At 60.2% G+C, this 12,176-nt stretch carries 14 protein-coding genes; 6 read left to right on the top strand and 8 right to left on the bottom strand.

What is annotated here, in order from left to right; genetic code table 11:
* Nucleotides 1–74: 74 nt before the first annotated feature.
* A complete protein-coding gene (gene ftrA, locus ACIPLA_RS21375) occupies nucleotides 75–1,049 on the bottom strand; it encodes a transcriptional regulator FtrA (RefSeq protein WP_401175707.1) in 975 nt (324 codons plus the stop codon).
* 101 nt (nucleotides 1,050–1,150) lie between these two features.
* Here ftrA and ACIPLA_RS21370 point away from each other — a divergent pair, with 101 nt between their 5' ends.
* Entirely contained in the window at nucleotides 1,151–1,585 is a 435-nt protein-coding gene (locus ACIPLA_RS21370) for a rhodanese-like domain-containing protein (protein WP_401175704.1), read from the top strand.
* Nucleotides 1,586–1,702: 117 nt separating this feature from the next.
* Here the strand turns inward: ACIPLA_RS21370 and ACIPLA_RS21365 are convergent, their stop codons facing one another.
* A complete protein-coding gene (locus tag ACIPLA_RS21365) occupies nucleotides 1,703–2,344 on the bottom strand; it encodes a type 1 glutamine amidotransferase (RefSeq protein ID WP_401175701.1) in 642 nt (213 codons plus the stop codon).
* Between the two features lie 322 nt (nucleotides 2,345–2,666).
* On the opposite strand from ACIPLA_RS21365, the gene ACIPLA_RS21360 reads away from it, so the two are divergent.
* Together ACIPLA_RS21360 and ACIPLA_RS21355 are read left to right on the top strand one after the other, a co-directional pair.
* Entirely contained in the window at nucleotides 2,667–3,446 is a 780-nt protein-coding gene (locus ACIPLA_RS21360; RefSeq protein ID WP_123499664.1) for an ABC transporter substrate-binding protein, read from the top strand.
* A gap of 187 nt (nucleotides 3,447–3,633) precedes the next feature.
* Entirely contained in the window at nucleotides 3,634–4,350 is a 717-nt protein-coding gene (locus tag ACIPLA_RS21355) for an alpha/beta hydrolase (RefSeq protein WP_401175698.1), read from the top strand.
* Between the two features lie 11 nt (nucleotides 4,351–4,361).
* Here the strand turns inward: ACIPLA_RS21355 and ACIPLA_RS21350 are convergent, their stop codons facing one another.
* Entirely contained in the window at nucleotides 4,362–4,949 is a 588-nt protein-coding gene (locus ACIPLA_RS21350) for a hypothetical protein (protein ID WP_401175695.1), read from the bottom strand.
* A gap of 373 nt (nucleotides 4,950–5,322) precedes the next feature.
* On the opposite strand from ACIPLA_RS21350, the gene ACIPLA_RS21345 reads away from it, so the two are divergent.
* A complete protein-coding gene (locus ACIPLA_RS21345) occupies nucleotides 5,323–5,580 on the top strand; it encodes a hypothetical protein (protein ID WP_401175692.1) in 258 nt (85 codons plus the stop codon).
* Between the two features lie 90 nt (nucleotides 5,581–5,670).
* Here the strand turns inward: ACIPLA_RS21345 and ACIPLA_RS21340 are convergent, their stop codons facing one another.
* Nucleotides 5,671–6,468 (bottom strand): hypothetical protein, encoded by a 798-nt coding sequence (locus ACIPLA_RS21340; RefSeq protein WP_401175689.1) that lies wholly within the window; start codon nucleotides 6,466–6,468, stop codon nucleotides 5,671–5,673.
* 202 nt (nucleotides 6,469–6,670) lie between these two features.
* Nucleotides 6,671–7,573 carry a LysR substrate-binding domain-containing protein gene (locus ACIPLA_RS21335; protein WP_401175687.1) on the bottom strand — a complete coding sequence of 301 codons (903 nt, stop codon included), beginning with the start codon at nucleotides 7,571–7,573 and terminating at the stop codon, nucleotides 6,671–6,673.
* A 110-nt stretch (nucleotides 7,574–7,683) separates the two neighbouring features.
* Between ACIPLA_RS21335 and ACIPLA_RS21330 the strand changes: the two genes are divergently transcribed.
* The gene (locus ACIPLA_RS21330) at nucleotides 7,684–8,286 is read left to right on the top strand and encodes an NADPH-dependent F420 reductase (RefSeq protein ID WP_401175684.1); all 603 of its coding nucleotides are present in this window, start codon (nucleotides 7,684–7,686) and stop codon (nucleotides 8,284–8,286) included.
* A 118-nt stretch (nucleotides 8,287–8,404) separates the two neighbouring features.
* Here the strand turns inward: ACIPLA_RS21330 and ACIPLA_RS21325 are convergent, their stop codons facing one another.
* The 3 genes from ACIPLA_RS21325 to ACIPLA_RS21315 are packed head-to-tail and all read right to left on the bottom strand — an operon-like array spanning nucleotide 8,405 to nucleotide 10,996.
* The gene (locus ACIPLA_RS21325) at nucleotides 8,405–9,583 is read right to left on the bottom strand and encodes an acetyl-CoA C-acetyltransferase (RefSeq protein ID WP_401175681.1); all 1,179 of its coding nucleotides are present in this window, start codon (nucleotides 9,581–9,583) and stop codon (nucleotides 8,405–8,407) included.
* A gap of 11 nt (nucleotides 9,584–9,594) precedes the next feature.
* Nucleotides 9,595–10,260 (bottom strand): CoA transferase subunit B, encoded by a 666-nt coding sequence (locus tag ACIPLA_RS21320; protein ID WP_123499651.1) that lies wholly within the window; start codon nucleotides 10,258–10,260, stop codon nucleotides 9,595–9,597.
* Between the two features lie 37 nt (nucleotides 10,261–10,297).
* Nucleotides 10,298–10,996, bottom strand: coding sequence for a CoA transferase subunit A (locus tag ACIPLA_RS21315; protein WP_007896014.1), 699 nt, complete (start codon nucleotides 10,994–10,996; stop codon nucleotides 10,298–10,300).
* A gap of 177 nt (nucleotides 10,997–11,173) precedes the next feature.
* Here ACIPLA_RS21315 and ACIPLA_RS21310 point away from each other — a divergent pair, with 177 nt between their 5' ends.
* Nucleotides 11,174–12,073, top strand: coding sequence for a LysR substrate-binding domain-containing protein (locus ACIPLA_RS21310; protein WP_401175678.1), 900 nt, complete (start codon nucleotides 11,174–11,176; stop codon nucleotides 12,071–12,073).
* Nucleotides 12,074–12,176: the final 103 nt, after the last annotated feature.

The raw sequence follows: 12,176 nt of genomic DNA, 5'->3' as shown, positions 1-12,176 counted from the left end.
GAGCACAACATTTGTGCACGACGCAGACCCAATGTGGGAGCGGGCTTGCTCGCGAAGAGGCCCTCAAAAACACCTCAAAAAATCGCCTTTACCTCTCGCCCAAACCGCTCCCGATACACCGACGGCGGCACGCCGACCACACTGCGAAATGCTACGCGGAAACTCTCCACCGAACGATAACCGCAGTGCTGGGCAATCTGCTCGGTGTTCTGGCGGGTGCTCTCCAACAATTCGCGGGCCCGGGCCAGGCGCTCATGTTGCAACCAGGCCTTGGGCGGCATTCCGCTGGCTTCGGTGAACCGCCGCAGGAACGTGCGTTCACTCATGGCCGCTTCGCTGGCCAGGTCGCGAACTTCCAGCGGTTCGTGCAGACGTTCCCGCGCCCACTGCATGACCCGCGACAGATCGCTGCGGGGCGTCGGGCTGACCGGTGACGGAATGAACTGCGCCTGACCGCCGGTGCGTTGCGGCGACATCACCAAGCGCCGCGCCACCGAGTTGGCTACCTGAGTGCCGAAATCCCGCGCGACCAGGTGCAGGCAGGCATCAATGCCGGCGGCGCTGCCGGCCGAGGTGATCAATTGCCCGGAATCGACATACAGCACGTCCGGGTCCACCTGTATGTCCGGAAAACGCTCGGCCAGTTCAGCGGTGTAGCGCCAATGCGTCGTGGCGCCGTGACCGTCGAGCAAACCGGTGGCCGCCAGTACAAATACCCCGGAACAGATCGACAGCAATCGCGCGCCCCGGGCATGGGCCTGGCGCAGGGCGGCGAGCAAGGGTGCAGGCACCGCCGCGCTGCGGTCGCGCCAGCCGGGGATGATGATAGTCCGCGCCTCTTCCAGCAGTTCCATCCCGCCGTCGGCCAGCACCTGAATGCCGCCCATGGCGCGCATCGGCCCTTGGTCGACGGCAACGATTCGATGTTCATACCAAGGGAAATCGAACTCCGGTCGCGCCAGGCCGAAGATCTCCACGGCAATACCGAATTCGAAAGTGCAGAGGCCGTCATAGGCCAGAATCGCGACCAATCCAGGGGTGGGCTGCATTTGGCGGAAAATTCCCGGTGAGTGTCTTGTGCGCCACTGTAGCGACAAGCGTAGGGCAGATAAAGTCTTCCCACACCCACCGAGACTTTGGAGTACAGCCCATGCCCAGCCTGGTTCGCGAAATTCCCGCCGCCCCATCTGCCATCGCCCTGATGCATTTCAGCAACCGTCTGACCTTCGAGACCGATTGTTCCGACGTCTACGGCAGCCAACAGGCTGGCGAGGTGGATTTTGTCCTGGTCGACGTGCGCGGACCGTTGGCGTTCGAACGCGGACATGTGCCAGGCGCGATCAACATCCCGGGGCGACTGATCACGGCTGATGGCTTGGCGGGTTATTCGACATCCACGCTGTTCGTGGTTTATTGCGCAGGGCCCCACTGCAACGGCGCCAACAAGGCCGCGGTGAAACTGGCGGCGCTGGGTTACCCGGTCAAGGAGATGATCGGCGGGGTGACGGGGTGGCTGGATGAAGGGTTTGAATTGAGTGTTTCGGTGCAACGGCCAGTCAGTACCGTGATCGGCTGCGAATGTTGATGTAGCCGAAAAGATCGCAGGCTTCGCCAGCTCCTACATTGATCGAGGGCAACGGTGAAATCACGGCAGTACGTCTTCTGTAGGAGCTGCCGAAGGCTGCGATCTTTTGATCTTGATTCAAACCGCTGTCCGCGCCGCCCACCATTGGTCGAGCGTCCCCTGCAACCAGTCATTGACGGCTGCATAGGCGGCGCTGTCCTGTGACTCCCGAGGCAACGGCGATTCCTCGGCAAAATGCTCATTGAGGGTCGCCACCGATTCAGCATTCCACTCCGGATGGAACTGCAACCCCACCCGAGTCGCCCCGACGCGGTACATCTGCTGCTCACACACGTCACTGCTGGCCAGCAATTGCGCATCCGCTGGCAGATCGATCGCGTCTTCGTGCCATTCCAGCACCTTCAGCGTCTGGCCATCCGCAAAGGTCACGGTCGTCCAGCCAGTTTCGGTGCGAGCCATGCGCCGCACATTCCCACCCAGGGTCAACGCCAGCAATTGGGCGCCCAGACAAATCGCAAACACCGCCGCGCCCTGAGCCAGACTCCCCGCCAGCCACTGACGCTCCGCTTCCAGCCACGTCGGCCCGGCGTTGGATTCATAAGGCCCGCCCAACAGGATCGCGGGTGCCGCGCTCACCGGCGGCAACTGGCTGAGGTCGGCGCGAAACACGTTCAGCGTAATGCCACGGGCCTGAGCCCATTCGGCAATGGCGCCAGGACCTTCGGCAGGATGGTGCTGGATCAGGTTCAATGCGGGCATCACGCTTCTCTTCCGGGGATGGGGTGGCGGGATCAATGTGCCGCAAAAAAAGCTTCATCACCAGCGCGACTGTTCAATCGGATCACGCCCGAAACCTTGTAGGTTTTGTCTGAAACAAAGGATTGTCCTACAGCCCTTGCACCACCTTGGCGCACGCTTCAAGTGCCTTGATTCCCGCGGCTTTTTTTCTATAAGTATTTGTCGCTTAAACACAATTTGCCCTCCTGAAGCCGCTCTAGACTGCCGGCCACTTCGGTCTTCACTAACCGAAAGTTGCCAATCGAAAGCTGCCAATAAAAGCCTCCGCACACAGGAGTTATAAATGAAGAAGCGAGTGATGTTCGGTGCCCTGGCACTGTCGATGTTGTCCCTGACCGCCATGGCCGATGACGCCAAGCCGATTCGCCTCGGTATCGAAGCCGGCTACCCGCCGTTCTCGATGAAAACCCCGGACGGCAAACTCACCGGTTTCGACGTGGACATCGGCGATGCGTTGTGTGAGCAGATGAAAGTGAAGTGCACCTGGGTCGAACAAGAGTTCGATGGTTTGATCCCGGCCCTGAAGGTCAAGAAAATCGACGCGATCCTGTCGTCCATGACCATCACCGACGATCGCAAGAAGAACGTCGATTTCACCATCAAGTACTACCACACCCCGGCGCGCTTCGTGATGAAGGAAGGCACCGACGTCAAGGATCCGCTGACCGAGCTCAAAGGCAAGAAAGTCGGTGTGTTGCGCGCCAGCACCCACGACCGTTTCGCCACGGAAGTGCTGGTACCGGCCGGCATCAACCTGGTGCGTTACGGTTCCCAGCAGGAAGCCAACCTGGACATGGTCGCCGGTCGCCTCGACGCGATGCTGGCCGACTCGGTCAACCTGGACGAAGGTTTCCTGAAAACCGACGCCGGTAAAGGCTTTGCCTTCGTAGGCCCGACCTATGAAGACGCCAAGTACTTCGGCGGCGGTGCCGGCATCGCCGTGCGCAAGGGTGATAAAGAGCTGGCGGACAAATTCAACACTGCCATCACCGAAATCCGCGCCAACGGCAAGTACAAGCAAGTGCAGGACAAGTACTTCAACTTTGACGTTTACGGCCATTAATACGCCGTAGAAAAAAGTGGCCACTGTTGACGCGGTGGCCACTTTTTTTATGCTCTCACTATTGAGATGAGAAACCTGTGGGAGCGAGCCTGCTCGCGATGGCGGCTTCAGCAACACCTGAAATGCCCCAGCATGCTTCACAGTGTTAGGCTTTGCCCCGAATCCTGCGCGCTGTGAAGGAAGGTTTATGTTGAAGTTGCTCGCTCTGCTCACGCTCCTGGCGTCCACCGCCGTCCACGCTCAAACCCCACTGCACACCGATCTGCCGCTCAAGTACCTGGAGCAGGCCGACTCTGAATCCCGCAACCAGCCTCTGGTGATTTTCCTGCACGGTTACGGCAGTAACGAGCAGGACCTGTTCGACATCAAGGATCAATTGCCGCCCCAGTACAATTACCTGTCGGTGCGGGCGCCGATGACGTTGGAGGAGGGCAGTTACCAGTGGTTTCGCCAGAAGGGCGAGGGCGCCTACGACGGTGAGGCGGCCGACCTGAAGGCCAGCGGCCAGCTGTTGAGGGATTTTGTCGCACAGGCGGCGAAGAAATATCACACCGAAGCGGACAAGGTATTCCTGGTGGGTTTCAGCCAGGGCGCGATGATTTCCTACGAGGTCGCGTTGCGTCATCCCGACGCAGTGGGTGGAATTGCGGCACTGAGCGGGCGAATTCTGCCGGTGCTCAAGTCCGAGCTCAAACCGTATGAAAAGCGCCAGCAGCTGGCGATTTTCATCGGTCATGGCACCGCCGACACACTCCTGCCCTACAACGACGGTACTGAGGCCGACAGCCTGTTGCAGCACCTGTCACTCAAGCCCGAGTTTCATGCCTATCCGGGTGTCGGTCACAGCATCAGCGCCACCGAGGTGAAGGATTTGAGCGCCTGGTTGCAGCGGCTCAATCCCTGAATCGGTCGGGTTTATTTGCCGCTGACGATTTGTTTCACCAGCGTTTCGTGGCCGGTTTTGTCGTTGGGGCGGGAAATGATCTGAACGATGGCCATGCGCGTGCCGGAAGCAGCCATCAACGTGCTGTCCAGCGTCATGCCGCCGCCCTGGGTGGCGGTGCTGTCGATCTGCCGAAGGCCCAGGCCCGTGCCTTTCTGGGTCAGGCTTTTTTCGCTGGTTTTGTTGAAATCCGGCAAGGCGTTGCGTTGCTCGGTGGCGAACGCGGACACGGTGTTGTCGAGGAATTCACCGTCGTTGTCCTTGACGTTGACGCCGCCGGGGATGGTGTTTTCAGCGGCGATCACCACGGTTTTGGTGGCCTGGTTGGTGTACATCGTACCCGTCGCCCCAGCAGTGCCGGTGGCCGCATCGCCGGCTGGCAGCGGGTTGGCGATGAAACCCTTGGGCAGGGTGAAGGTGAACTTGCCGCCGAGCATCGAGACCTTCTGGGCCGGCGCTTTGTCGCCGGCAGTGGCCTTGGCCGCCTGCACATTCAAGGCACCCAGGCTGGTAGCCGCCATCAGCAGCAGAACAACGGCTTTTTTACTCAACAATGACATTCAAACTCTCCTGGGGATGATCCGCGCTTTGACGGCGATCATCCCATGGATTGCGATCTGTAGCAGCCGCCGCAGGTTGAGTCTGTGGTGTAGCAGCTGTCGAGCCTGCGAGGCTGCGTTCGACTGCGCAGCAGTCGCAAACCTGTGCGCGCGATATACCTGAAAGACCGCGGTGCCTGATTTCACGACTGCTTCGCAGCCGAACGCAGGCTTCGCCAGCTGCTACACAGTGTGTGATCACACTGTGGCGAGATGCGGCGATCATCGTCGCCGTTCGTCGAAACTGTTATTTCTAACAGGTGTGCAACGCTTTGAGGCAGAGAAGAATGGGCTTGAAACTTATCGGTTGTCGATAAGTCAGGGAGTGATAGATATGAGCGCCAGTTTCCAAGAAAGGATTGCTGCCATACAGTTTAAAGGGACTGAAGACGGAAAGGGTAGTGCCACGCTTGTCGTCTGTTACAAAGAGGACGGCAAGTGGGTGGAGCTTGCTAGGGTGGAGTCCGATCGATATGAGATCCGGCCGCCTTATCCATTTAAAGGTTTGCTGCTCAATCCGCCGAAAGCGATTTTGAGTGACCTAGAGAAGATCGAGGTACATCACGCGGATAAGTACCCACCCCAGAGCTAAACCAGTTCTAACTCAAAGTTTCTGCCCATTTGCCCGGAAGCCATTTCTGGGCAACCTTTTCATTAAAAATCCCGGACGGACAGCCAGGGCTTAGCCATCCATTCTCTGCAACTTTCGTGATCGTTCCTCATCGTTTTTTGATCGCAAGAGCAAGCGCTTCGTAATCATCAACATCCCCAGCGAAACCCCGACCCCCAACACAAAGCCCATCCAGCCAAATCTCGGCAACGCCAAAGCCAGCACCAGACAAAACGCCGCAAACGAATACATCCCGGTCGCCGTTGCCCTGAGCAACGCCGCGGTAAACGCCAGCCCACGAGTCTGCTGGGAAAACACCGCCATCACACTGCCTAGCACCGGGAATACCGCGAGCAACCCGCTCCAGCGTTCGCCGACGGTGCTGGCCAGCAACGTCACAGCCAATGTGAGCAGGGCGCCGGCCATCATGCGCAGCAGCAGTTTGTCGGACTTCGGCGTCGGGCCTGAAACGATAGGTTGCACCGAGGGAAACAGGTACGGAGCGGCCAGTAATGCGGTGGCGGCCGCGATTACCGAGAACACCAGAGACGGCGGAGTCAGCGACAGCACAATAGCCGCCAAGGCCCAGACCAACAGCGAAATCGTCAGCGCCCACGGCCAGCTCAAGCGTTGTGCAACCTGGGCGTAAGTCACGCAGAAGGCAATCATGGCGAACATTGCCGACAGCGCCGCCGTCGCGGCCTGAGCAGCGAACAGCTGGCCCTGCTCAATGGCGAGGAAGAACAGAATCGGCCCCACCACCACCGGCAACCCCGACAGCCAACCGGCCACGCTTGGGCCCCAGCGTTTTCCAGCCAGGGAAATCATCAACAGAAATCCCGGAATCACCAGCAGTTTGAGCATCAGCACCCACGCGTCTCCATTCGGTGTGAGCCGGCCACGTTAGCATTGCGGGCGATGGATTGCTCAGCGTGGTCTCTGAGTCGGGAGGTGTCTTGCCTGCCCGGGCCTCTTCGCGAGCAAGCCCGCTCCCACATTGGAACTGTGCCGATCACAAAATTTGTGATCAACCTCGATCAACTGTGGGAGCGGGCTTGCTCGCGAAGAACGATTACGCGGTCTCCCGCCCAAACGCCTCGACCAGATAATCGATAAACACCCGGGTCTTGGCCGGCATCAACGTGCGGCTCGGGTAATACAACGAGATCGGCCCCGCGTCGGCATGCCAGCCCGGCAACAAGCGCACCAGTTCACCTCGCTCAATATTGACGGCGACATCGGGCAACACCAGCAGCGTTACTCCGAGGCCGAGCAGGGCCGCTTCACGCATGGCGGCCGGGTCATTGAGCACGATGTTTTCACTGAGCTCGGCACTTGCTTCATTGCCCGCGCCATCCTGCATGACCCAGTGACGCACTCGCCCGGTGCGCACGCCGCGCATCACAATCCCGTTGTATCGCGCCAGATCCGTCGGGTTGTCGGGCGGCGTGCGCCCGGCCATGTACGCCGGTGAAGCCACTGCCACCACATGTGCCGCCGCCAACGTCCGCGAGATGACCCCGGGCGTCAATTCGAAACCACCACCGATGGCCGCGTCATAGCCTTCGGCGATCAGGTCCACCTGGCGGTTTTCGAAGTGCCACTCAGGGCGAATCAGCGGATAGCGCGCCAGAAAATCCGGCAACAACGGCAATACATGGCCGATGCCAAAAGTCGGCGCCAGGCTGACTTTGAGCACGCCCGCCGGCTCCCCGCGATCACTGGACACCGCACTGATCGCCGCCTGCAACCCTTGCAGATTGCCGCTGATACTCGCCAGAAAACGCTCCCCGGCTTCGGTCAGTGACAACTTGCGGGTCGAGCGCTGGAATAGCCGCACACCGATGTTGCGTTCGAGCATCGCCACGTTGCGGCTGACAGCGGCGGGTGTCAGTGCGAGCAGCCGTGCGGCGGCGGAGAAGCTGCCGGTTTCGGCGCTGCGCACGAAAGATTCAAGGTTGGCGAGGGTTTCCATTCCAGACACCTGCTATTAATGCTTGAAGATGATTCAAACTATTACCCTCTAATCAAGTCGTAATGGCAAGCGCAGTATTCACTCCATCAACCCACCACGGAGTGAACACCATGAGCACAATCGGAATCATCGGCGCTGGCGCCATCGGCACAGCCTTCGCCAAAGCGTTATCCCGTCAGGGCATTGAAATCGTTATCGCCAACAGCCGCGGTCCGCAAACCCTGGCCTCACTGGTAGCAGAACTCGGGCCGACAGCGCGGGCCGGCACCCGTGAAGAAGCGGCTGCACAGCCGATTGTTTTGGTGGCGGTGAATTGGTCGAAGTTACCGACGGCACTGGCCGGGCTGCCAGATTTCGACGGGCGGATTGTGATCGATGCGAACAATTCGATTGAGGCGCCATCGTTCAAAGCGGTGGATTTGCAGGGACGTCCGTCCAGCGAAGTGTTTGCTGAATGGGTGCCCGGTGCGCGGGTGGTCAAGGCGTTCAATCACCTACAGGCGCATCTGCTTGAGAGCGATCCGAAAGCGGAGGGTGGTCGGCGGGTGCTTTTTCTCTCTGGTGACGATGCCGAGGCCAAGGCACAGGTGGCTACGTTGATCGAGCGGTTGGGGTTCTTTGGAATCGATCTGGGCGAACTGAGTGTCGGGGCGCGGCTGGTGCAGTTTCCGGGTGGACCTTTGCCTGCGTTGAATCTGGTGAAATTCGCCTGAGGGCCAGAGACCATAACCTGTAGGAGCGAGGCTTGCCCGCGAAGAACGATAACTCGGTGCAACAGATAAACTGCGTCATCGTTCTTCGCGGGCAAGCCTCGCTCCTACAAGGATGTAATTAGCGCTCGACCGCCAGTGCTACGCCTTGGCCTCCGCCAATGCATAACGTCGCCAGACCTTTTTTGGCGTCCTGCTTGATCATTTCATGCAACAACGTCACCAGTACCCGGCAACCTGACGCACCGATCGGGTGGCCCAGGGCAATGGCGCCGCCGTTGACGTTGACCTTGTTCAGGTCCCATTCCAGGTCCTTGGCCACGGCCAGAGATTGCGCGGCGAAGGCTTCGTTGGCTTCGATCAGGTCCAGTTGACCGATGGACCAACCCGCCTTGTCCAGGCAACGGCGAGTGGCCGACACCGGGCCGATGCCCATGATCGCCGGGTCGACGCCCGCGTTGGCATAAGCGGCGATTTTCGCCAGCACTGGCAACCCGAGGGCCTTGGCTTTGTCGGCACTCATCAGTATCACTGCAGCGGCGCCGTCGTTCAGCGAAGAAGCGTTGCCGGCAGTCACCGAACCGTCCTTCTTGAAGGCCGCTTTCAGTTTGCCCAGGGAGCCGGCGGTGGTGCCGGCCCGAGGCTGTTCATCGGTGGCGAAGGCCAGCGGATCGCCCTTGCGCTGTGGGATCAGGATCGGCGTGATCTCATCGGCAAACCGCCCGGCTTCGATGGCGGCCACAGCTTTTTGCTGGGAGGCGGCAGCGAAGGTGTCCTGTTGCTCACGGGTCAGGCTGTATTTCTCGGCCAGATTCTCGGCGGTGATGCCCATGTGGTAATCGTTGAACGCATCCCACAAACCGTCGCTGATCATCGTGTCGACGATCTGCGCGTGACCCATACGCAAACCGGTGCGGGCACCGGGCATGACGTAATTGGCCAGGCTCATGTTTTCCTGGCCACCGGCGATGATCACTTCGGCATCGCCGCAGCGAATTGCCTGAGCCGCCAGATGCAGCGCTTTCAGGCCCGAGCCGCAGACCTTGTTCAGGGTCATGGCCGGCACGGCGAAGGGCAGGCCGGCCTTGATCGCGGCCTGACGCGCAGGGTTCTGCCCGGCACCGGCAGTCAATACCTGGCCCATGATCACTTCATCGACCTGCGCCGGGTCCAGCCCGGTCTGCGCCAGCAACTGGCGGATCACCGCAGCACCAAGGTCAACGGCGGACACATTGGCCAGCGCCCCCTGGAAGCTGCCGATGGCAGTGCGAGTGGCGGCAACAATTACGACTTCTTGCATGGAAGGATTCCTCACTGGGCAGTGAACTGCATTTCCGGGACATGATCAGGCACGATCAGTTTACCAGCGGTCTTGGCGACGATTTCCTCGACGCTGACGCCCGGTGCGCGCTCCTTGAGAATGAACGCACCGTCCTTGATTTCCAGGTAGGCCAGGTCGGTCAGCACGCGCTTGATGCAACCGGCGCCGGTCAGCGGCAGGCTGCAACGCGACAGCAGTTTCGACTCGCCGTCCTTGGAGGCGTGGGTCATGGTGACGATGATGTTGTCCGCACCGGCCACCAGGTCCATCGCGCCGCCCATGCCCTTGACCAGTTTGCCGGGGATCATCCAGGAGGCGATGTTGCCTTCGACGTCCACTTCAAACGCGCCCAACACGGTCAGGTCGATGTGGCCGCCGCGAATCATCGCGAACGATTCGGCGGACGAGAAAATCGACGCGCCGATGCGAGCGGTCACGGTTTGCTTGCCGGCGTTGATCATGTCGGCGTCGACTTCGGCGTCGGTCGGAAAGGCGCCCATGCCGAGCAGGCCGTTTTCCGATTGCAGCATGACTTCCATGCCTTCAGGGATGTAGTTGGCGACCAGGGTCGGGATGCCGATGCCGAGGTTCACGTAGTAGCCGTCCTGCATTTCGCGGGCGACGCGCTGAGCCATTTGTTCGCGGGAAAGTGCCATTGTTGTTATTTCCTTCATTCGGTCCGGGGGCAGGGGATCACTTACGCACGGTGCGCTGTTCGATGCGCTTCTCGAACGTGCCGCAAATGACCCGGTCGACGTAGATGCCAGGGGTATGGATCTGCGACGGGTCCAGCTCGCCGGGTTCGACGATTTCTTCGACTTCGACCACGGTGATCTTGCCGGCGGTGGCGGCCAGCGGGTTGAAGTTCTGGGCGGTGTGGCGATAGACCACGTTACCGAAATGGTCGGCTTTCCAGCCTTTGACGATGGCGAAGTCACCGGTGATGGATTCTTCCATCAGGTACTGGCGGCCCTTGAATTCGCGGACTTCCTTGCCGTCGGCCACCGGAGTGCCGACGCCAGTCGCGGTGAAGAACGCCGGGATGCCGGCGCCGCCTGCGCGCATTTTCTCGGCGAGGGTGCCTTGAGGGGTCAGGACGACTTCGATTTCGCCGCTCAGCAGTTGCTTCTCGAACAGCGCGTTTTCGCCGACGTAGGAGGCCACCACCTTGCGGATCTGCCGGTCTACCAGCAGCACACCGAGGCCGAAACCGTCGACGCCGCAGTTGTTGGAGACCACGGTGAGATCACGCGTGCCGCGGTGCTGGATCTCGGCGATGAGGTTTTCCGGAATCCCGCACAGGCCGAAGCCGCCGGAGATCACGGTCATGCCGTCTTCAAGACCTGCCATCGCTTCCTCGTAGGAATACACGCGCTTGTCGAACCCTGCCATATGCACCTCTTTTATTCTTTGTGGGCGGCTGGCTAGCCGGATGGGGAGGGAGTGTCTCGCCGGAGGATTTATTTGTTAAGTTGATTTTTAAGGTTGATTGATAGATAAAACTCACTAATGCGTAGGATCAGCCTTCGGCAGCTACGTTGGATGTGCTTACCGTTGGAGACCGTGGTCATGACCGTCAAACAGATCCGCGCCTTCCTGGCCGTGGCCCAGAGTTTGAGCTTTGCCGTGGCGTGCGAGCGGCTGCACCTGTCCCAGTCGGCGTTGAGCCTGACCATCAAGGCGCTGGAGGAGGGTTTGGGCGGGCGCCTGTTCACGCGCAATACCCGCAACGTCGCACTGACCGCCGAAGGCGAATCGCTGCTGCCACTGGCCCGTCGATTGATCGCGGACTGGGACAATGCCGAGGATGAACTGCGGCAACGCTTCACCCTCCAGCGCGGCCGCGTGACGCTGGCGGCGATGCCGTCGTTTGCCGGCAACTTGCTGCCGCCGATCCTCAAGACCTTTCGCGCGCGTTATCCCAAGGTCAATGTCACGGTGAATGACGTGATCAACGAGCAGGTGCTGGAAATGGTTCGCGACCGTCAGGTGGAATTGGGCGTGGCGTTTGAACCGACCCAGAGCTCGTCGCTGGAATTTACCCCGTTGTACATCGACCGGTTTGTGGCGGTGGTGCCCCTCGATTCACCACTGGCGGAGCTGGCGGACATCGATTGGCAGACCTTGCTCAAGGAGCCGTTCATTACCTTGCAGCGACCATCGACGGTGCGGGTGATGCTCGAAGAACATTTACAGACGCGCGGCATGAAGTTGCCGGTGGAATTTGAAAGCCATCAGTTGGCAACGGTCGGGCGGATGGTCGCCAGCGGATTGGGCGTCAGTGCGGTGCCGGCCTTGTGCGCCGGGCAGATGCGCGAGCTGGGCGCGCGTTGCATAACCCTGCGCGACCCGGTGGTGGAACGGGCGATCGGGGTGCTGACGACAGGGCATGAATTGTCGGCGGCGGCGCAGGCGTTGTTCGATATTCTCAAAGCCGAAAATCTTGGCGAACGCCTGTCCATGCACTGAACACGGTCACCTGTGGGAGCGGGCTTGCTCGGGTAGAAACCGGAGACATCCTTTACGTTTTAAACCGGAGACATCGTTTACAGGTATGAAATACGGTCAGGAG

It is taken from the genome of Pseudomonas sp. NPDC086112 (assembly GCF_044746425.1).
Classification (GTDB): Bacteria; Pseudomonadota; Gammaproteobacteria; order Pseudomonadales; family Pseudomonadaceae; genus Aquipseudomonas.
This window is presented reverse-complemented; position numbering and strand designations above follow the sequence as displayed.